The sequence below is a fragment of the Teichococcus wenyumeiae genome (assembly GCF_003696345.1).
Lineage (GTDB): Bacteria > Pseudomonadota > Alphaproteobacteria > Acetobacterales > Acetobacteraceae > Pseudoroseomonas > Pseudoroseomonas wenyumeiae.
Genome location: NZ_RFLX01000012.1, coordinates 100,805 through 120,274, shown reverse-complemented (window position 1 = coordinate 120,274; position 19,470 = coordinate 100,805). Strand labels below are relative to the sequence as shown.

Sequence of the window (19,470 nt, the reverse complement as noted above, 5' to 3'; positions counted from 1 at the left end):
TACTTGCTAGTGCTGCCTAATGCTGCTCCGGGAACTGGCGCACCAAAGCCAGCAGATCTTCCGGAAGGGGCTCCTCCAGCGTCTGGTCGTACTGATCTTTCAGGACACGCTGAGTCCACTGATCCAAGGCTCGCTGTTCTACTGAGACCATCTGACCGTACCGCTTCATGCCCTTGTGATCTTTCCTGCCCTGAACCTGCATGCCGCCACCGCGCCGTGGCGCTCCTTCGCCGTTGCCTTCCACTCAACACAGGAAGGTCGTGAGAGTTCCGTTACAGCGTGTCTTCCTTCACGCTGTGACCGCATTGCAACAGCGGAACCCACGCAAAAAGAAGGCCCGGAAAACAGTGTTTTCCAGGCCAGTCATACAGGGAGGCTTCACGTCTGGGAGACGAAGGGTTTCACAACCCTTTCCGGACAAGTGCCGGATGCGCCCATGATAAGCCAAGTCTTGGCTATGCGCTTATTGCCTTTGGCCGTATCGGCCATGCAACTTTCGCATGCCAGGTTCAGGAAGCGTTCAGCGCCGCCAGCTCCGAGACCAGGAAGTCACGGAAGACGCCAACACGCTTCGAGTGCCGCATTTCCTCCGGATACACGAAATAGGCGTCGATCCGGGGCGACTTCAGATCCGGCAGCACGGTCGTCAGTTCGTTCAGATCGTCGTTCATGTAGTCCGGCATCGCTGCCAGCCCGAGCCCGGCCCGCACCGCGTAAAGGATGGCGGGCAGGCTGTTCACCTCCACCGCCGCGCGGCGGGGGCTGCCGGCGCGGCGCCCGGCCTCGATCAGCCAGTTGATGCTCTCCACCGGCGGCCGGTAGTCGCCGTAGACGATCAGGCGGTGGTTATCGAGGTCCTCCGGCCGCTGCGGCATGCCGGCGCCCTTCAGGTAGTCGGCGGAACCGACGATCTTGTAGCCGAAGGTGGCGATGTGGCGCTGGATCAGGTCCGGCTGCTTCGGCGGATGCATGCGAATGGCCACGTCGGCCTCCCGCATCGCAAGGTCGAGGTCCGAATCGTCCAGCAGCAGCGTCACCGTCACATCCGGGTGCTGTGTCATGAACTTCTTCAGCCGCGGCGCCAGCCAGGTGGCGCCGAAGCCGGTGGTGGTGGTCACCTTCAGCCGGCCGGCCGCGCGCTCGCGGCTCTCGGTCAGCAGCGCCTCGGTCATGGCCAGCTTGGCGAAGACTTCCCGCACCGTGCGGTTCAGGCTCTCGCCCTGCTCGGTCAGGATCAGGCCGCGCGCATGGCGGTGGAAGAGGGGTACCTGCAGTGCCTCTTCCAGCGCCTGGATCTGGCGCGAGACGGCGGACTGGCTGAGGTTCAGCGATTCACCCGCATGGGTGAAGCTGCCGGCCTCGGCGACGGCGTGAAAGACGCGGAGCTTGTCCCAATCCAGCGGCATGGCGGCTCAGGCGGCTTCGGCTTGCGACTGGTCCTCGCTGAGGGCGAGGAACTTCTCGGCTTCCAGCGCGGCCATGCAGCCGGTGCCGGCGGCCGTCACGGCCTGCCGGAACACCCGGTCCTGCACGTCGCCGGCGGCGAAGACGCCCTCCACGCTCGTGCGCGTCGAATCAGGCTCGGTCACCAGATAGCCCTCCGCATCCATATCCAACTGCCCCTTGAACAGGCCCGTGGCCGGGGAATGGCCGATGGCGACGAAGACGCCTTCCACCGCCAGTTCCGACCGCTCGCCGGTGTTCACGTCCCGCAGCGCCAGCCCGCGTGCCACCGGGGCGCGGCCGGTGGTCTCCGCCAGCACCTCCTCGGTCACGGTGTTCCAGCGCACGGTCACATTCTCCTTGGCCAGCAGGCGCTTCTGCAGGATGCGCTCGGCGCGCAGCGTGTCGCGCCGGTGGATCAGGGTGACGCTCTTGGCCAGGTTGGCGAGGTAGAGCGCCTCCTCCACCGCCGAATTGCCACCGCCGATCACCGCCACATCCTTGCCGCGGTAGAAGAAGCCGTCGCAGGTGGCGCAGGCGGAGACGCCGAAGCCCGACAGCTCCTTCTCGCCCGGGATGCCGAGCCAGCGGGCCTGGGCGCCGGTGGCGATCACCAGCGCCTCGGCCTCGTAGATGTCACCCGAGTCGCCCACGGCGCGGAAGGGCCGGCGGGAGAGATCGACCGAGGTGATGAGGTCGTACTGGATGCGGGTGCCGACATGCTCGGCCTGCTCGCGCATCTGCTCCATCAGCCAGGGGCCCTGGATCGGCGCGGCGAAACCGGGGAAGTTCTCGACCTCCGTGGTGATGGTCAGCTGCCCACCCGGCTGCATGCCGGCTACAATCATGGGTTGCAGCCCGGCACGCGCGGCATAGATGGCCGCCGTATACCCGGCCGGGCCGGCGCCCATGATCAGAAGGCGGGTATGATGCAGTTCGGGCAAGGTCTTGGTCCTGATAACTCACGCGAGACGGAAGATATCGGCAAGATCGGCTTCCACCGCAACCCGGATGCCTTGAATACGGGAGGCTATGCAAGGATATTGCGCTGCATGAGCCGCGTGAGCAACCAACGGTATAATTGATGCCCGAATCCATAGATAACCTTGACGCGGTCGACCGCCAGATTCTGGCCGAGCTGCAATCGGACGGCCGCATGACCAATGTGGAGCTGGCGCGGCGGGTGGAATTATCGGCGCCGCCCTGCCTGCGGCGGGTCCGCCGGCTGGAGGAAGCGGGCATCATCCGCGGCTACCACGCGGAAGTCGATCCGGTTGCACTGGGCTGGCAGATCACCTTCTTCGCGCTGGTGGGGCTGGAGAGCCAGAAGCAGGCGCTGCTGGATGCCTTCCAGGATGAGGTGAAGACCTGGCCGGAAGTGCGGGAGTGCCACATGATCCGTGGCGGCGGCGACTTCCTGCTGCGACTCGTGGCGCGCGACACCGCGCATGAGAACGCCCTGACTCAGCGCCTGACCGGGCACAGCACCGTCAACCGCGTGCAGACGCTGCAGACCATCCACACCGCGAAGCAGATGCCGGGCGTGCCGCTCTAGGCAGCCCGGCGGGGCGGGTCCTCAGACCCGCCGCACCACGTATTGCCCGGCTTCCAGCGCTGCGATGATGGCATTGCCCTGGGCCGAGTCGCGCACCTCGATCATCAGCTCCAGCTCCGTGGACTGCACGGTCGGGGCGCCGAAGAGCTGCTGGTGCTTCACCTCGATGACATTGCCGCCGGCATCGGCGATGCGCTTCGAGATATCGGAGAGCACGCCGGGCCGGTCCGGAATGTCGAAATGCAGCCGCAGGATGCGGCCATCCCGCAGCAACTGCCGCAGCAGCACGTTGGACAGTGCGCGGGCATCGATATTGCCGCCGCAGACCGTGGTGCCGACACGCCGGCCGGCGAAGCGCCCCGGATGCGTCAGTAACGCCGCGACGCCGGCGGCGCCGGCACCTTCCGCGACCACCTTGGCGCCCTCGGCCAGCAGGGCCACGGCCTGTTCCACCGCGCGCTCCGGCACCACCAGCACCTCGATGCCCAGGCGCTTCAGCAGGGCATAGGGCGCCTCGCCCACGTCCCGCACGGCGATGCCCTCGGCGATGGTGGGGCCGCCCACGGCCACTGGCTGCCCGGCCAGGCGCTGCGCCATGGCGGGATAGCCCTCGACCTCGACGCCATAGACCTTCAGGCGCGGGTTCAGCTCCGCCATGGCGGCGGCGCAGCCGGCCAGCAACCCGCCGCCGCCCACGGGAAAGACCAGGGTGTCGAGTTCCGGCGCGTCCTCCACCATCTCCAGGGCCATGGTGCCCTGGCCGGCGATGACGCCCGCGTCGTCATAGGGGTGGATAAAGGTCAGGCCGTCCCGCAGCGCCAGGTCATGCGCATGGGCGGCGGCCTCGGCCAGCGTCTCGCCATGCAGCACCACGCGCGCGCCCCAGCTCTCGGTGCGCACCACCTTGGTGGAGGGGGTGAATTTCGGCATCACGATGGTGGCGGCGATGCCCAGCAGCGAGGCATGGCGCGCCACCGCCTGGGCATGGTTGCCGGCGGACATGGCGATGACGCCCGCCGCGCGTTCCCGCGCCGTCAGCAGCGCCAGCCGGTTGGCGGCGCCGCGTTCCTTGAAGGCGCCGGTGGCCTGCAGGTTGTCCAGCTTCAGCCAGACCTCGGCGCCCACCGCCCGCCCCACCGCATGGGAGGGCAGGGTGGGCGTGCGGATCACCGCGCCCTGGATGCGGGCGGCGGCGGCGCGGATCTCAGCCAGCCCGATGGTGGGCAGGCTGAACTGTTCCACCACAGGCCGGCTCATCTCAGCGGAACCGGACGGCCGTGATCTCGTAGGCGCGGGCGCCGCCAGGGGCAGGCACCTCGACCGTGTCGCCCACCGACTTGCCCAGCAGGGCCTTGGCCAGCGGGGAGGACATGGAGACCGAGCCGTTCTTCATGTCGGCCTCATAGGCGCCGACGATGCGGTAGGATTTCTCCTCCTCCGTCTCGTCGTCGACGATGGTGACATAGGCGCCGAACTTCACCTGGTCCCCGGAGAACTTGGAGACATCGATGATCTCGCTGGCGGGGACGATGGTCTCCAGCTCGGCGATGCGGCCCTCGATGAAGGACTGGCGTTCGCGCGCCGCGTGATATTCGGCGTTCTCGGACAGGTCGCCATGGGCGCGCGCCTCGGCGATCGCGCGGATCACCGCGGGGCGCTCCTCGGCCTTCAACTGGCGCAGCTCTTCCTCGAGACGGGCGTGACCTTCGGCGGTCATCGGGAACTTCTGCACGGCTAGCCCTTCCTGCACATACGCGATGCCCCACCGTTTGCTCCGGGCGTGGCGCTTCTCGCCGTGCCGGTGCCCTCGGTGGGGTAGGGGATCATTAAGGAGGTTAGGGCCGCTTTCCCTTGTAGGAAAGCGGCCCCACCCGTTCAGAACGAAGGGGGAAAGTAAGCCTGGACCGGCGCCACATCAAGTGTTCCGGCCTTCAGGGCCGCGATGGCATGCACGGCGGCCCGGGCGCCGGCCATGGTGGTGTAGTGCGGCACCCCCGTGGTGAGCGCCCCGCGGCGGATGTCGAAGCTGTCCGCAACAGCCGCGCCGGAGCCGGTGGTGTTGATCACCAGCTGGATCTCGCCGTTGCGGATGGCGTCCACGCAATGCGGCCGGCCTTCCATCACCTTGTTGACCACCGTCACCGGCAGCCCGGCATCCCGCAGCTTGGTGGCGGTGCCCCGGGTGGCCAGCAGGGAGAAGCCCATCTCGTTCAGGCGGCGGCCGAGCTGCACCACGGTGTTCTTGTCCGCATCCTTGACCGAGATGAAGGCGCCGCCCGCCTCCGGCAGCTTCACGCCGGCGCCCAGCTGGGACTTGGCGAAAGCGCGCTCGAAGGAGGTGTCGAGGCCCATCACCTCGCCGGTGGACTTCATCTCCGGGCCCAGGATGACATCGACGTTGGGGAAGCGGTTGAAGGGGAAGACCGCTTCCTTGACGGCGACGTGGCGGCTGATCGCCTCGTCATCCAGCTTGAACTCGGAAAGCTTGGCGCCGGCCATGACGCGGGCACCGATCTTGGCGACCGGGATGCCTGTGGCCTTGGCGACGAAGGGCACCGTGCGGGAAGCGCGCGGGTTGACCTCGAGCACGAAGATCTCGCCGTCCTTCACCGCGTACTGCACGTTCATCAGGCCCTTGACCTTCAGGGCCCTGGCCATCGCCTCGGTCTCGGCCCGCAGCTCCGTGATGATGGAGGGCGGCAGGGAATAGGGCGGCAGGGAGCAGGCGCTGTCGCCGGAATGGATGCCGGCTTCCTCGATATGCTCCATGACGCCGGCGACATAGACCTCGCCCGCCTCGTCGGCGATGCAGTCCACGTCCACCTCGATGGCGTCCTGCAAGTACTGGTCGATCAGGATCGGGTTCTCGCCCGAGACCTTCACGGCTTCCTGGCCGAAGCGCAGGAGCTGTTCCTTGTTGTAGGCGATCTCCATCGCCCGGCCGCCCAGCACGTAGGAGGGGCGCACCACCACCGGGTAGCCGATGCGCTCGGCCTCACCCACCGCTTCTTCCAGCGTGCGGACGATGCCGTTCTGCGGCTGCTTCAGGCCCAGGCCCTTCAGCAGCTGCTGGAAGCGCTCGCGGTCCTCGGCGATGTCGATGGCCTCGGCGGAGGTGCCCAGGATGGGGATGCCCGCCTTGTGCAGGGCCTGGCTCAGCTTCAGCGGCGTCTGGCCACCGTACTGCACGATGCAGCCCAGAACCTCGCCCTTCTCCTGTTCCTTGCGGATCAGGCTGATCACGTCCTCGGCCGTCAGCGGCTCGAAATACAGGCGGTCGGAGGTGTCGTAGTCGGTGGAGACCGTCTCGGGGTTGCAGTTGACCATGATGGTCTCGAAGCCGGCCTCGCGCAGCGCGTAGCAGGCATGGACGCAGCAATAGTCGAACTCGATGCCCTGGCCGATGCGGTTCGGGCCACCGCCGAGGATGATGACCTTCTTCTTGTCCGTTGGCCGGCTCTCGCACTGCGGCGCGCCGAAGCCGCCCTCGTAGGTCGAGTACATGTAGGGCGTGTCGGAGGCGAACTCGCCCGCGCAGGTGTCGATGCGCTTGAACACCGGCAGCACGGAAAGGGTCTGGCGCAGCGCCGTCACCTCGGCCTCGGTCTTGCCGGAAAGCGCGGCGAGGCGCTTGTCCGAGAAGCCCATCGCCTTCAGGCGGCGCAGCCCATTGGCATCGGCCGGCAGGCCGCCGGCGCGCACGCCTTCCTCGGCACGGACGATCTTCTCGATCTCGCGCAGGAACCAGGGCTCGAACTTGCAGGCGGCGTGGATCTCATCGACCGTCAGCCCGGCGCGGAAGGCCTGCGCCACGTTCAGCACGCGGTCCGGCTTCGGCGTGGCCAGCGACGCGATATGCGCTTCCTTCGAGCCATCGCCCGGCTGCTCGATGTCATCGAGGCCGGAAAGGCCGGTCTCCAGCGAGCGCAGGCCCTTCTGCAGCGCCTCGTTGAAGGAGCGGCCGATGGCCATCGCCTCGCCCACCGACTTCATGGAGGTCGTCAGCGTCGCAGGCGTGCCCGGGAACTTTTCAAACGTGAAGCGCGGGATCTTCACGACCACATAGTCGATCGTCGGCTCGAAGGAAGCCGGCGTCACCATGGTGATGTCGTTCTTCAACTCGTCCAGCGTGTAGCCCACGGCCAGCTTCGCGGCGATCTTCGCGATCGGGAAGCCCGTGGCCTTCGATGCCAGCGCGGAGGAGCGCGAGACGCGCGGGTTCATCTCGATGACCACCATGCGGCCATCGGCGGGGTTGATGCCGAACTGGACGTTGGAGCCGCCGGTATCGACGCCGATCTCGCGCAGGCAGGCGATGGAGGCATCGCGCATGCGCTGGTATTCTTTGTCCGTCAGCGTCAGCGCCGGGGCCACCGTCACGGAGTCCCCCGTGTGCACGCCCATCGGGTCCAGGTTCTCGATGGAGCAGACGATGATGCAGTTGTCCGCGCTGTCGCGGACCACTTCCATCTCGAATTCCTTCCAGCCCAGCACGGATTCCTCGATCAGCACTTCGCTGGTCATGGAGGCGCTGAGGCCGGCGGCCACGATCTCCTCGAATTCCTGCTTGTTATAGGCGATGCCGCCGCCCGTGCCGCCCAACGTGAAGGAGGGGCGGATGACGCAGGGCAGCTTCACCTGCTCCAGGCCAGCGCGCGCTTCTTCCATCGTGTGGGCGATGTGGCTGCGCGGGCTCTCGATGCCGATCTTGGTCATGGCATCGCGGAACTTCAGCCGGTCCTCGGCCTTGTCGATGACCTCGGCCTTGGCGCCGATCAGCTCGCAGCCGTACTTCTCCAGCACGCCGGCCTCGGCCAGCTTCAAGGAGGTATTCAGCGCGGTCTGGCCGCCCATGGTCGGCAGCAGCGCATCGGGGCGCTCCTTGGCGATGATCTTCTCGACCATCTCCACCGTGATCGGCTCGATATAGGTGGCATCCGCCAGGCCAGGGTCGGTCATGATGGTGGCGGGGTTGGAGTTCACCAGGATCACCCGGTAGCCCTCCGCCCGCAGCGCCTTGCAGGCCTGGGCGCCGGAATAGTCGAATTCGCAGGCCTGACCGATGACGATGGGGCCGGCCCCGATGATCAGGATGGACTTGATGTCTGTACGCTTGGGCATCGGGGAGGGGACCCTGTCGTTATCGGTCTAGATGTCAGCCGTGCACCGACAGGCCGCCATCCACGGGGATGGCGGTGCCGGTGATGAAGGCGCTGGCGTCGCTGGCCAGGAAGGCGGCGATGCCGGCGAAGTCGGCGGGCAGGCCCCACCGCTTCTGCGGCGTGCGGGAGAGCACGCGGTCGTTCAGCTCGGGCATGTCGCGCTTGGCGCCAGCCGTGAGTTCCGTCTCGATCCAGCCAGGCAGGATGGCGTTGGCGGTGATGCCATCCGGACCCCAGGCCACGGCGAGGGAGCGCATGTACTGCACGATGCCGCCCTTGCTGGCGCCATAGGCGGGCGAGAGCGGCAGGCCGAAGATCGACATCATGGAGCCGATGGAGATCACCCGCCCGCGCCCATTGGCCTTGAGGTGCGGATAGGCCGCGCGGCTCATCCGCATGGCGCTGGTGAGGTTGGCATCGATCACGGCGTGCCATTCCTCATCCGTCACATCCTGTGGCAGGCGGCGGATATTGGTGCCGGCATTGTTGACCAGGATGTCGATGCCGCCGGCCTGTTCCACTACCTGCGCGATCACGCGGTCGGCGGCGCCGGCCTCGGTCAGGTCCGCCTGGATGGCGAAGGCATCCTCGCCAAGTTCCGCCACGGCGGCCTTGTTCTTCTCGGCATTGCGGCCGACCACGGCCACCCAGGCACCGGAAGCGGCAAGGCCACGCGCCATGCCCAGGCCGATGCCGCCATTGCCGCCCGTGACCACGGCCACGCGCCCGCTCAGATCAAACATATGCCACCCTCTTCCTGTCGGGGCCTCAGCCCTTGTGCTTCTCGATCATGTCCACGAAGCGGTGGAAGAGATAGTGGCTGTCGGAGGGGCCGGGGCTCGCCTCCGGGTGGTACTGCACGGAGAAGGCAGGCTTGTCGGTGGCCGCGATGCCTTCGTTGGAACCGTCGAAGAGCGACTTGTGCGTCACCTTCACGCCGGCGGGCAGGCTCGCCTCATCCACCGCGAAGCCGTGGTTCTGCGAGGTGATCTCCACACGGCCGGTGGCCAGGTCCTGCACCGGCTGGTTGGCGCCGCGGTGGCCGCGGTCCAGCTTGTAGGTCTTGGCGCCCAGCGCCAGGGCCAGAAGCTGGTGGCCGAGGCAGATGCCGAAGACCGGCTTGCCCGTCTCCAGCACGCCACGGATGGCGGGCACCGCATAGGCGCCGGTCGCCGCCGGGTCGCCGGGGCCGTTGGAAAGGAAGATGCCGTCCGGGTTGTGGGAGAGGATATCCTCCGCCGTGGCGGTGGCGGGCACCACGGTCACGTCGCAGCCGGCGTCGGCCAGGCAGCGCAGGATATTGCGCTTGGCGCCGTAGTCGACGGCCACGACCTTATGCTTGCGGGCGGGCGCGGCGTCATAGCCCTGGCCCCAGGACCACAGCCCCTCGGTCCAGCTATAGGACTGGCGGCAGGAGACTTCCTTGGCGAGGTCCATGCCCTCCAGCCCCGGCCAGCCGGTGGCCTGGGCGCGCAGGGCGGGCAGGTCGAACTTGCCGTCCGCCGGGAAGGCCAGCACGCCATTGGGCGCGCCGCCGTCGCGGATGCGCAGCGTCAGGGCGCGGGTATCCACGCCGGCGATGCCGGGGATGCCGTAGCTCTTCAGCCAGTCGTCCAGGTGGCGGGTGGCGCGGTAGTTGGCGGGCTCCGTCAGGTCCAGCTTCACCACCAGGCCACGCGCGGCGGGGGTGATGCTCTCGCTGTCCTCGGGATTGGCACCGACATTGCCGATATGCGGGAAGGTGAAGGTGATGATCTGCCCGGCATAGGAGGGGTCGGTCAGGGTTTCCTGATAGCCCGTCATGCCGGTGTTGAAGCAGATCTCGCCCACGGAGGTGGTATGGGCGCCGAAGCCGATGCCCCAGAAGACCGAGCCATCGGCCAGCACCAGCGCGGCGGTGGCGCCGGCAGGACGCGTGTCGGCGGACAGCTCGGCGGCTTGGGACTCAGGGCTCATCGGGCTCTCCGGCTGGGTGCTGGCGGGGTCGGGGGTGGTCTGCGCGGCCTGGGGCATGTCCGCCAGGGTCAGGCCCGTGGCGGCGATGATCGCCGGCCAGTGCTTGGCGGGAATGGCACGGGACTGGCGCCACTTGCGCAGCGCCTCGGTGCCGATGCCGCAACGCTGGGCGGCGGCGTCAGCGCCGCCGATCAGGGCAATGATATCTTCAACAGACCGCATGAGGGGCTTATCTGGGAATTTTCTTCCCAGCGCAACACCGACCTGTGATCGTGGCTGGGAATTTTCTTCCCGCTGGCTCTTTGGCCACGGCGCGCCTTATACCCCGCTTCCAAGGCCACGCAGCACCTTTCCGCCGAGGCCACCCTGTTTCCAAGGAGTTTACCCATGTCCCTGCGCGCCCGCTTCCTGGAGGAAATGAAGGCCTCGATGAAGGCCGGTGACTCCGCGCGCACCTCCACCATCCGCATGGTCATGGCCAAGCTGAAGGATACCGATATCGCCGCCCGCCCTACCGGCGTGGAGCAGGTGCCGGAGGAGCAGATCGTCGCCATGCTGCGCAGCATGGTGAAGTCCCGGCGCGAGAGCGTGGAGATGTACCGCCAGGGCAACCGGCCCGAGCTGGCGGACAAGGAAGAAGCCGAGATCGCCGTGATCGAAGGCTTCCTGCCGCAGCAGATGGACGATGCTGCCATGCAGGCCGCCGTCGATGAGGCGGTGGCCGAAACCGGTGCCGCCTCCATCAAGGACATGGGCAAGGTGATGGCCGCGCTGCGCGCAAAGCACGCCGCCACCATGGACATGGCCAAGGCCGGCCCGCTGGTGAAGGCGAAGCTGGGCGCTTAACTTCGGCCGGGGCGGCGCGCTATGACCTGTTCATGGCGCTGCCCCCCAACTTTCTCGAAGAGCTTCGCGCCCGGACCCCGCTGCCGGCACTGATCGGCCGCAAGACGCGCGTCACCAAGTCCGGCCGCCAGTGGAAAGCCTGCTGCCCCTTCCACGGGGAAAAGACGCCCTCCTTTTATATTTACGACGACCACTACCATTGCTTCGGCTGCGGCGCGCACGGCGATGCCATCGCCTTCGTGATGCAGGCCGAGGGCGCCTCCTTCCCCGAGGCGGTGGAACGGCTGGCCGGCGAGGCCGGGCTGGAAGTGCCGAAGGCCACGCCCGAGCAGGCGCGGCGGGAGGCCCGGGCGCGCGACCTGCATGCCGTGCTCGAAGCCGCCGCCGAGGCCTTCCAGCGCCGCCTGCGTCTGCCGGAAGGCCGTGCCGGGCTGGACTACCTGCTGCGCCGCGGATTGTCGGAGGAGACCATCCGCGCCTTCGGCATCGGCTGGTCCGGCGGCGGGCGCGGCGCCCTGGCGGCCGACCTGAAGCCGCTCGGCATCGAGCCGCGCCAGTTGGTCGAGGCCGGGCTGATGCGCGGCGGCGAGGAGGGCGAGCCGCTCACCGACCTCTTCTTCAACCGCGTCATGTTTCCCATCCGGGACCGGCGCGGGCGCATGGTCTCCTTCGGCGGGCGCATCCTGGGCGATGGGCAGCCGAAATACGTCAATGGGCCGGAGACCTCGCTCTTCTCCAAGCGTCGCAACCTCTATGGCATCGACATCGCGCGCGACGCCGCCTTCCGGAACCAGCCCGTGGTGGTGGCCGAGGGCTACATGGATGTCATCGCGCTGCATCAGGCCGGCTTCCCCGGCGCCGTGGCGCCGCTCGGCACCGCGCTGACCGAGGAGCAGCTCGAGGAACTCTGGCGCATGGCGCCGAGCCCGGTGCTCTGCTTCGACGGCGATGCCGCCGGCACCCGCGCCGCCGCCCGCGCCGCCGAGTTGGCCCTGCCGCTGCTCTCCACCGAACGCAGCCTGGCCTTCGTGACGTTGCCGGCGGGGGAGGACCCGGATTCCATCACCCGCAAGGGTGGCCCCAATGCCTTCCGCTCGCTGCTGGAAGGGCGGAAGCCGCTCTCGGACGTGCTCTACGACATGTTGGCGGCGCAATCCCCCGGCACGGCGCCGGAAGCCCGCGCCACGCTGCGCCACAAGCTGGTGGCGGCGGCCGAGGCGATCCCGGACAAGATCCTCGGCGCCGAATACCGCCGCCTGTTGCTGGACCGCTTCTTCGAGTCCGGCCGGCGCCCGGCGCCGCAGCGCTTCCAGCCCGCCGCGCGCGGCGAATGGCGCAAGGGCGGCCGCCCGCCGCTGCCGCCGCTGAACCTGCCGCGCCCGGCCATCGACGCCCTGCATACCCAGAGCGAGCGCGCCCGCTGCCTGATGGCCCTGACCCTGGCCCATCCCTGGCTGCTGCCGGAGGTGGAAGAGGCGCTGCTGCAACTGGAACTGCCCGAGGATGGCGAGGCCGGCCAGCTGCGGCAGGCCATCCTGGCCTGGCACGGCGTGGCGGAGCAGCTTGATCCGGAGACGCTGCAAGCCCAACTCCAATCCACTGCGCCCGAGGCCCTGGCCTGGGCCCTCCAGTGCCCCGGCCTGCGCCGGCTGCTCTCGCCGGAGGCGCAGCCGCAGTCGGTGGCCAAGGCATGGTGGCATTTCTTCGGCTTCCTGCGTGGGCAGGCCGCCCTGCTGGAAGACCGCCGCGCCGCCGAGATGGACCTGATCACCACCGGCAGCGAGGCCGCCCAGCGCCGCCTGATCCGGCTGACGGAAGCCCTGATGGCCCAGCAGCGCGGCGAAATGGAGGATGAGGAAGGCGAATCCGGTGCGGCCCACTGATTGTCCTGCCTCAGCTACAGGTCCTTTGGCCCTGGCGGCTCTTGTGTTGCGGGTGCGCGGGCGGTTATGGCGCGAAGCAGTGGTGTGCGATGCCCCGGCCCGACAACAGGCGGGACGGGTGATTACCAGGATGGTGCGCCACCCTCGTCGCGGTGCGGCGGCGGCTTCGGGTGGCATGTGCGGCGGGCATCTGACGGAGCGACGGCATGGCGAGCAAGGCAGCGGGCGGCACCGAGACGGTCGAGAACCGCGATGAGGCGGTTGAAGGAGCCCTGCTCGATACCCTCTCGGCCGCCGTCAAGAAGCTGGTCGCCCGTGGCAAGGAGCGCGGCTACGTCACCTACGACGAGCTGAACGCCACCCTGCCGAACGAGCAGGTCTCCTCCGAGCTGATCGAGGACACCATGGCGATGCTCAGCGACCTGGGCATCAACCTCGTCGAGGCCGAGGAAAGCGAGGACGGCGAAGCCGCCGCCAAGCCCGCCGCCAAGGCCGAAGGGGCCGAGGAAGAGGAAGAGGAAGAAAGCGAGGGCGGCAACGTCAACGAGGAGAACCTCGGCCGCACCGACGACCCGGTCCGCATGTACCTGCGGGAAATGGGCAGCGTCGAACTGCTCTCCCGCGAGGGCGAGATCGCCATCGCCAAGCGCATCGAGGCCGGCCGGGACGCCATGATCGGCGGGCTCTGCGAGAGCCCGCTGACGCTGCAGGCCATCCTGGGTTGGCACGAGGCCGTCAAGGACGGCCGGATGCTGCTGCGCGACGTGATCGACCTGGAAGCCACCGCCGCCGCCGAGGGCGGCGACGCGCCGCCCCCCGCCGAGGCCGAGGAATTCGAGGAAGGCGAGGAAGGGGAGGGCATGGGCCTCTCGCTCTCCGCGCTGGAAGAGAAGCTGAAGCCCGAGGCCCTGGCGACCTTCGAGGAGATCGAGGACCTCTACGGCAAGCTGCAGAAGCTGCAGGCGCAGCGGATGGAGGCCTATACCGCCGGCGGCGAGCTGGCCACCAAGGCCGAGCAGGCCTATGTGGCGCAGCGTAGCGAGCTGGTGACGCTGGTGGAGAAGGTCCACCTGCACAACAACCGCATCGAGGAGCTGGTGGACCAGCTCAAGGGCCTGAACCGCCGCATCACGGGCTTCGAGGGGCAGGTGCTGCGGCTGGCCGAGGCCAGCAAGGTCAAGCGCGACGACTTCCTGCAGCACTGGCGCGGCGCCGAGATCGACCCCGCCTGGATGGACCGCGTGTCCACCCTGCCGGGCAAGGCCTGGAAGACCTTTGTCGAACGTTCCCGCGACGAGGTGGAGGCGATCCGCGCCAAGATCGGCGAGACCGCTTCCCTGACCGGCCTGCCGGTGGGCGAGTTCAAGCGGGTCTATGCCACCGTCTCGCGCGGCGAGCGCGACATGACCCAGGCGAAGAAGGAGATGATCGAGGCCAACCTGCGCCTCGTGATCTCCATCGCCAAGAAATACACCAATCGCGGGCTGCAGTTCCTGGACCTGATCCAGGAAGGCAATATCGGGTTGATGAAGGCGGTCGATAAGTTCGAGTACCGCCGCGGCTACAAGTTCTCCACTTATGCCACCTGGTGGATCCGGCAGGCCATCACCCGCTCCATCGCGGACCAGGCGCGGACCATCCGCATCCCGGTCCACATGATCGAGACCATCAACAAGCTGGTCCGCACCAGCCGCCAGATGCTGCACGAGATCGGCCGCGAGCCGCAGCCGGAAGAGCTGGCGGAAAAGCTCGGCATGCCGCTGGAGAAGGTGCGCAAGGTGCTGAAGATCGCCAAGGAGCCGATCTCCCTCGAGACGCCGATCGGCGACGAGGAAGACAGCCACCTCGGCGACTTCATTGAGGACAAGGCGGCGATCATCCCGCTGGATGCCGCCATCCAGACCAACCTGCGCGAGGCCACCACCCGCGTGCTCTCCAGCCTGACGCCGCGTGAGGAGCGCGTGCTGCGCATGCGCTTCGGCATCGGCATGAACACCGACCACACACTCGAAGAAGTCGGCCAGCAGTTCAACGTGACGCGCGAGCGTATCCGGCAGATCGAGGCCAAGGCGCTGCGCAAGCTGAAGCACCCCAGCCGCAGCCGCAAGCTGCGCTCCTTCCTGGACAACTGAGGTGCGGCTCTCGCTGGTGGAGCCCGCGATCCGGGTGGCGGTGGACGTCACCTTCCTGCGGATGGAGCAGCCGCCGGCGACGCCGGCGCCGGCCTTGCCGGCGGATGCGCATGTGGCGGTGGCGACGAAATGCACCGTGCCCTTCTACCGCTACCTCTATAACACCGTGGGGCAGGATTACGTCTGGTGGCTGCGCCGCACCGCCAGCGATGCCGAGATCGCCAATGTGATGGCCGATCCTTCTGTCAGCATCCACGTGCTCTATCGCGACGGCGCCCCGGCCGGCTTCTATGAGCTGGAGCGGCGGGCCGGCGGCCAGACCAACATCGCCTATTTCGGCCTGCTGCCGCATGCGGTGGGCTGCGGCATGGGCGCCGCCTTCCTGCGCCATGCCATCGACCAGGGCTGGTCCGGCCATACGCGGCTGCTGACGGTGAATACCTGCACCGCCGACCATCCCCGCGCGCTGCCGAACTACCGTGCGGCCGGCTTCATCGAGACGCGGCGGGTGCGCGAAGTCTGGCCGGTGCCGGCGCGGCTCGGGCTGAAGGTGCCGGAGCGGCTGCTGGCGGGCTGAGGCACGTGGGCCGGGAGAACCGCCAGGGCGGGTTTTCTCCCGGCAGGGCCGGCCGGGCAGGGGTGGCCCCGCCCGGCGCCGGCGTCACTTCTGGGCGGCGGCGATCTGCTTTTCCAGGATCGCGGCGGCCTCGGCCGCGCCGCCCCAGTTGCGCACCTTCACCCACTTGCCGGGCTCCAGGTCCTTGTAGCGCGTGAAGAAGTGCTCGATGGCATCACGCGCGATCTTGGGCAGGTCCGCCACGTCCTTGACGTCCGTGTAGGCGGTGTGCAGCTTGTCGTGCGGCACGCAGACCAGCTTCTCGTCCTGGCCGCTCTCGTCTTCCATGAAGAGCACGCCGATCGGGCGGCAGCGGATCACGGCGCCGGGCACCATCGGGGCCGGGGCCAGCACCAGCGCGTCGGACGGGTCGCCGTCATCGGCCAGGGTATTGGGCACGAAGCCATAGGCGGCCGGATAGGCCATCGGCGTGAACAGGAAACGGTCCACCATGATGGCGCCGCTGTCCTTGTCCAGCTCGTACTTCACCTGCGACCCCTGCGGGATCTCGATGACGACATTGATGTCGTAGGGCGGGTTCTTGCCGGTGGGGAGCTTCGTCACGTCCATCGTGGTGGCCATCCAATCATTGCTGTGGCTGGGTCGCAGGCTGTGCGCGCTGTAGCAGGGGGCGCGCCGGGCGTCCATTCGCACAGGCCGGCCCCTTGCGGCTGGCGCAATGCTGGGGGCACCATGACGGGCATCAGGCGCGGGCCGCCGGTCCCGCGCGGTGGGGAGAAGGAAGCCGCATGATCACGCGTCGAATCCTGCTGACCGCGACAGCCCTGTCCAGCCTGCTGCCGCGGCACGCGCCGGCGCAGACCGCCACCGCGCCCACGGCCGCCGCGGCGCCGGAGCTGCTGGTCGAGAAGAAGGTCTTCGAATTCGCCAATTATCGCACCCGTGGCGGCGCCAACCTCGCCACCGGGCGCATCGGCTACCAGACCGCCGGCACGCTGAACGCGGCGGGCGACAATGCCGTGCTGATCGAGCATTTCTTCACCGGCAACAGCCATGCCTTCGGCCGCTATGCCGCCGGAGAGGCGCCGGGCTACTGGGACGCCATCATCGGCCCCGGCAAGCCGATCGACACGAACCGCTTCTTTGTTGTGGCCTCCGACTGCCTGGCCAACCTGAACGCGCGGGACGCGCGCACCACCACCACCGGCCCGGCCTCGGTCAATCCCGCCACCGGCCGCCCCTATGGGATGGATTTCCCCGTCGTCTCTATCCGCGACTTCGTGGAAGTGCAGAAGCTGCTGCTGGAGAGCCTGGGGGTGAAGAAGCTGGCCCTGGTGGCCGGCGGCAGCATGGGCGCGTTGCAGACGGTGGAATGGGCCGCCGCCTATCCGGACTGGGTGGAGCGCGCCATGCCGGCCATCGGCACCGGCGAGATCGATGCCTGGCTGCTGGGCTGGCTGGATATCTGGGAAGCGCCGATCCGCATGGACCCCAACTGGCGCAATGGCGACTATTACGCCCAGGGCCGCCAGCCGCCGCTGCAAGGGCTGACGGAGGCGCTGCGCATCGTCACCCTGCATTCGCGCGACCGCGGATGGGCGCGGGAATTCGGCCGCCGCCCGGCGGAGGGCCAGGACCCCACGCGCCGCATCGGCGACCGCTTCGCCGTGGAGCAATGGCTGGAGGATGCCGCCGCCGCCCGCGCCAGGGTCTCGGACGCTAATTCCTTCCTCTACCTGACCCGCGCCAACCAGCTCTTCCTGAACGAATACGACGGCACCGAGGCCGCGCTCTCCCGCAGCCGTGCCAGATGGCTGGTGCTGCCCTCGGCCAAGGACCGGGTGTTTCCCGTGGAATACGCGCAGGAAATGACGGACACCCTGCGCCGCCTGAACCAGCCGGTGGAGATGGTGGAACTGAAAGGCCCCCAGGGGCATCTGGAGGGCGTGGTGGATATCGCCCAGGCATCCGATGCCATTCGGGCCTTCCTGGCACGTTGAATGCCCCACCCCCTCTGGCGATTCGTCCCGTGACGGTCTAGCAAGCGGGTATCTCCAAGCGCCTGTAGCTCAATTGGTTAGAGCGGGCCGCTCATAACGGCTTGGTTGCGGGTTCAAGTCCTGCCGGGCGCATGGGGCTTCCTTTATAATATAGTGATTCTGCCCTCCGCTTTTCGTGATCGTGCTTGCAACGAAAGCGCGCTTCGCGGAGATTCTGACGCCGCCGACGCGGCGACGGGTCGGGGCAGTTTATGTCTTCAACGATGCAGGAAAGCGTTGCTCCCAAGGCGGCCATGGGCCTGTCCTGGCTGCCGCGGCGTGGCGCTCAACCCCGGCCCGAGCCATGGCTGCCGGGCTGGTGCCAGCGGCGCAGCGCCTCCTTCTGGGTGATGATGAACCTCTCCGTCGCCCTGGCCTATCTGGGGCTGGGCTGCGCGGTGGGGTATTTCTTCTCGGTCTTCGGCCTGTTCCCCGCGCCCATCTGGCTGCCCTCCGGCATCGCCGCCACGGCCTGCATGCTGGGCGGGCGGCGGCTGGTGCCCGGCATCTTCCTGGGCTCCTTCGTGGTCAATGCGCTGGTCTTCGGCGCGGCGCCGGGCGTGGCGGCGGCGGTATCCGTCGGCAATGCGCTGGGGCCGCTGGCCGGCGTGATGCTGATGCGCCGGCTGCGGCCGGAGACAGGCCTGTTCACCCGCTTCAGCGGCGTCATGGCCTTTATCCTGGGCGCGGTGCTGCTGCATGCGCTGGTCACCGCCACCATCGGCACCCTGGCCCTGCTGCTGCTGGGCGGGCTGCCGTGGCACAGCGGCAGCGCGGCCTGGGGCGCCTGGCTGCTCTGCGATGCCGGCGGCACCTTCTATTTCACGCCGTCCCTGGTGCTGTGGCTGGGGCTGGAGCGCATGCCCCCGGTGCCGGGGCGCGGCACCGGCAGCCGGATGCTGTTGCTGGATGGCGCCGTCTGGCTGGCCACTGCGGGGCTGGCCGCGCTGGTCTTTTCGGTGGAGATGCCGCAGCGCCTGCCCTCGGCGCAGCTGGTCTTCCTGCTGGCGGTGCCGCTCTCCTGGATCGCGCTACGCATCTCGCTGCGTGCCGCCTATACGCTGCTGACCTTCATCTGCGTCATTGCCTCGGCCGGCACCGTGATGGGGCTGGGGCCCTTCCAGTCGCCCGGGGCGGTCAACCCGATGCAATCGGCCGGGATGCTGATCGTGCTCTGCGGCATGAACATCCTGACGCTGATGGCGGTGGTCAGCGAAAGGCGGGAAGCCGAATGGGCCCTGGCCGAGGCCAACCAGAGCCTGGAACACCGGGTCGCGGAACGGACGGAACAGCTGCGGCGGCAGGCGGAGACGGATTCCCTCACCGGCATCGCCAACCGGCGCGGCTTCCTGGACAGGGCGGAGGCAGCCCTGGCGGCGGGGCGGGGCACCGGGCAACCCTTCGCGCTGGTGACCTTCGACCTCGATCACTTCAAGTCGATCAACGACTGCGCCGGCCATGCCGGGGGCGACGCAGTGCTGCGCCTGGTGACCCAGCGCTGCCAGTCGCTGCTGCGGGGTCATGACCTCTTTGGCCGCCTGGGCGGCGAGGAATTCGCCATCGTCCTGCCGGGGCTGGGCCGTGCCGAGGCCCTGGCCCTGGCCGAGCGGCTGCGGCAGGCGCTGCGGGGCATCCGCCCCGACTTCACGCTGCCCGGCGGCCATCTGGCGGCCAGCTTCGGCGTGGCCCTGCGGCGGCCGGGGGAAGGGTTGGGCAGCCTGCTGCTGCGGGCCGACAGCGCCCTCTATATCGCCAAGCGCGCCGGCCGCGATCAGGTGCGGGAAGCTGTGGAGGAAGGGCCCGCGGCGGCCTGAATCCCGCTTCCGCCTTGGCGTTCGGCGCCCTGGTGGCTAGAACCGGGGCCGAACCTCTCGCCG

16 protein-coding genes and 1 tRNA gene are annotated in these 19,470 nt (G+C 68.4%); 8 read left to right on the top strand and 9 right to left on the bottom strand.

The features are described 5' to 3' along the window. Positions 1–16 precede the first annotated feature (16 nt). From EBE87_RS28660 to trxB, 3 genes are all read right to left on the bottom strand, one after another. The gene (locus EBE87_RS28660) at positions 17–202 is read right to left on the bottom strand and encodes a hypothetical protein (RefSeq protein WP_120638256.1); all 186 of its coding nucleotides are present in this window, start codon (positions 200–202) and stop codon (positions 17–19) included. A 307-nt stretch (positions 203–509) separates the two neighbouring features. Continuing rightward, on the bottom strand, positions 510–1,406 hold the full coding sequence (locus tag EBE87_RS16320) for a LysR family transcriptional regulator (protein ID WP_199707345.1): 897 nt from the start codon (positions 1,404–1,406) through the stop codon (positions 510–512). A 6-nt stretch (positions 1,407–1,412) separates the two neighbouring features. Continuing rightward, the gene (trxB, locus tag EBE87_RS16315) at positions 1,413–2,387 is read right to left on the bottom strand and encodes a thioredoxin-disulfide reductase (protein WP_456316273.1); all 975 of its coding nucleotides are present in this window, start codon (positions 2,385–2,387) and stop codon (positions 1,413–1,415) included. A gap of 140 nt (positions 2,388–2,527) precedes the next feature. Between trxB and EBE87_RS16310 the strand changes: the two genes are divergently transcribed. Continuing rightward, on the top strand, positions 2,528–2,998 hold the full coding sequence (locus EBE87_RS16310; RefSeq protein ID WP_120638255.1) for an Lrp/AsnC family transcriptional regulator: 471 nt from the start codon (positions 2,528–2,530) through the stop codon (positions 2,996–2,998). A gap of 21 nt (positions 2,999–3,019) precedes the next feature. Here EBE87_RS16310 and EBE87_RS16305 read toward each other — a convergent pair whose 3' ends face one another. From EBE87_RS16305 to carA, 5 genes are all read right to left on the bottom strand, one after another. Further along, positions 3,020–4,255 (bottom strand): threonine ammonia-lyase, encoded by a 1,236-nt coding sequence (locus EBE87_RS16305; protein ID WP_120638254.1) that lies wholly within the window; start codon positions 4,253–4,255, stop codon positions 3,020–3,022. Between the two features lies 1 nt (position 4,256). Next, positions 4,257–4,730, bottom strand: a complete 474-nt coding sequence (gene greA, locus EBE87_RS16300) for a transcription elongation factor GreA (protein WP_120638253.1) — start codon at positions 4,728–4,730, stop codon at positions 4,257–4,259. Between the two features lie 143 nt (positions 4,731–4,873). Beyond that, positions 4,874–8,119: a carbamoyl-phosphate synthase large subunit gene (gene carB, locus EBE87_RS16295; protein WP_120638252.1), complete on the bottom strand. Its 3,246-nt coding sequence runs from the start codon at positions 8,117–8,119 to the stop codon at positions 4,874–4,876. 34 nt (positions 8,120–8,153) lie between these two features. Beyond that, the gene (locus tag EBE87_RS16290; RefSeq protein WP_120638251.1) at positions 8,154–8,903 is read right to left on the bottom strand and encodes an SDR family NAD(P)-dependent oxidoreductase; all 750 of its coding nucleotides are present in this window, start codon (positions 8,901–8,903) and stop codon (positions 8,154–8,156) included. Between the two features lie 25 nt (positions 8,904–8,928). Beyond that, the gene (carA, locus tag EBE87_RS16285; RefSeq protein WP_120638250.1) at positions 8,929–10,338 is read right to left on the bottom strand and encodes a glutamine-hydrolyzing carbamoyl-phosphate synthase small subunit; all 1,410 of its coding nucleotides are present in this window, start codon (positions 10,336–10,338) and stop codon (positions 8,929–8,931) included. Positions 10,339–10,503: 165 nt separating this feature from the next. Here carA and EBE87_RS16280 point away from each other — a divergent pair, with 165 nt between their 5' ends. The 4 genes from EBE87_RS16280 to EBE87_RS16265 all read left to right on the top strand — a co-directional run bounded on the left by EBE87_RS16280 (position 10,504) and on the right by EBE87_RS16265 (position 15,554). Next, positions 10,504–10,962 (top strand): GatB/YqeY domain-containing protein, encoded by a 459-nt coding sequence (locus EBE87_RS16280; RefSeq protein ID WP_120638249.1) that lies wholly within the window; start codon positions 10,504–10,506, stop codon positions 10,960–10,962. 32 nt (positions 10,963–10,994) lie between these two features. Then, a complete protein-coding gene (dnaG, locus tag EBE87_RS16275) occupies positions 10,995–12,845 on the top strand; it encodes a DNA primase (RefSeq protein ID WP_122140073.1) in 1,851 nt (616 codons plus the stop codon). A 206-nt stretch (positions 12,846–13,051) separates the two neighbouring features. Continuing rightward, positions 13,052–14,977 carry an RNA polymerase sigma factor RpoD gene (gene rpoD / locus EBE87_RS16270; protein ID WP_120637949.1) on the top strand — a complete coding sequence of 642 codons (1,926 nt, stop codon included), beginning with the start codon at positions 13,052–13,054 and terminating at the stop codon, positions 14,975–14,977. 1 nt (position 14,978) lies between these two features. Beyond that, entirely contained in the window at positions 14,979–15,554 is a 576-nt protein-coding gene (locus EBE87_RS16265; protein WP_233553167.1) for a GNAT family N-acetyltransferase, read from the top strand. A gap of 84 nt (positions 15,555–15,638) precedes the next feature. Here the strand turns inward: EBE87_RS16265 and ppa are convergent, their stop codons facing one another. Further along, on the bottom strand, positions 15,639–16,163 hold the full coding sequence (ppa, locus tag EBE87_RS16260) for an inorganic diphosphatase (RefSeq protein ID WP_120637974.1): 525 nt from the start codon (positions 16,161–16,163) through the stop codon (positions 15,639–15,641). A gap of 179 nt (positions 16,164–16,342) precedes the next feature. Between ppa and EBE87_RS16255 the strand changes: the two genes are divergently transcribed. From EBE87_RS16255 to EBE87_RS16245, 3 genes are all read left to right on the top strand, one after another. Beyond that, positions 16,343–17,554 (top strand): E22 family MetX-like putative esterase, encoded by a 1,212-nt coding sequence (locus tag EBE87_RS16255; RefSeq protein WP_120637950.1) that lies wholly within the window; start codon positions 16,343–16,345, stop codon positions 17,552–17,554. Between the two features lie 58 nt (positions 17,555–17,612). Beyond that, positions 17,613–17,686: transfer RNA gene (locus tag EBE87_RS16250), tRNA-Ile, on the top strand. Positions 17,687–17,817: 131 nt separating this feature from the next. Continuing rightward, complete coding sequence (locus tag EBE87_RS16245; protein WP_158611653.1) at positions 17,818–19,407, top strand: GGDEF domain-containing protein; 1,590 nt, start codon at positions 17,818–17,820, stop codon at positions 19,405–19,407. Positions 19,408–19,470 lie beyond the last annotated feature (63 nt).

What these genes read in the sequence shown, in the direction of transcription:
- EBE87_RS16305 (WP_120638254.1), bottom strand. Translation starts at nt 4,255, where the DNA reads ATGAGCCGGCCTGTGGTGGAACAGTTCAGCCTGCCCACCATCGGGCTG.
- carA (WP_120638250.1), bottom strand. Translation starts at nt 10,338, where the DNA reads ATGCGGTCTGTTGAAGATATCATTGCCCTGATCGGCGGCGCTGACGCC.
- EBE87_RS16320 (WP_199707345.1), bottom strand. Translation starts at nt 1,406, where the DNA reads ATGCCGCTGGATTGGGACAAGCTCCGCGTCTTTCACGCCGTCGCCGAG.
- rpoD (WP_120637949.1), top strand. Translation starts at nt 13,052, where the DNA reads ATGGCGAGCAAGGCAGCGGGCGGCACCGAGACGGTCGAGAACCGCGAT.
- carB (WP_120638252.1), bottom strand. Translation starts at nt 8,119, where the DNA reads ATGCCCAAGCGTACAGACATCAAGTCCATCCTGATCATCGGGGCCGGC.
- EBE87_RS28660 (WP_120638256.1), bottom strand. Translation starts at nt 202, where the DNA reads ATGCAGGTTCAGGGCAGGAAAGATCACAAGGGCATGAAGCGGTACGGT.
- ppa (WP_120637974.1), bottom strand. Translation starts at nt 16,163, where the DNA reads ATGGACGTGACGAAGCTCCCCACCGGCAAGAACCCGCCCTACGACATC.
- EBE87_RS16310 (WP_120638255.1), top strand. Translation starts at nt 2,528, where the DNA reads ATGCCCGAATCCATAGATAACCTTGACGCGGTCGACCGCCAGATTCTG.
- dnaG (WP_122140073.1), top strand. Translation starts at nt 10,995, where the DNA reads ATGGCGCTGCCCCCCAACTTTCTCGAAGAGCTTCGCGCCCGGACCCCG.
- EBE87_RS16255 (WP_120637950.1), top strand. Translation starts at nt 16,343, where the DNA reads ATGATCACGCGTCGAATCCTGCTGACCGCGACAGCCCTGTCCAGCCTG.
- EBE87_RS16280 (WP_120638249.1), top strand. Translation starts at nt 10,504, where the DNA reads ATGTCCCTGCGCGCCCGCTTCCTGGAGGAAATGAAGGCCTCGATGAAG.
- EBE87_RS16245 (WP_158611653.1), top strand. Translation starts at nt 17,818, where the DNA reads ATGCAGGAAAGCGTTGCTCCCAAGGCGGCCATGGGCCTGTCCTGGCTG.
- EBE87_RS16290 (WP_120638251.1), bottom strand. Translation starts at nt 8,903, where the DNA reads ATGTTTGATCTGAGCGGGCGCGTGGCCGTGGTCACGGGCGGCAATGGC.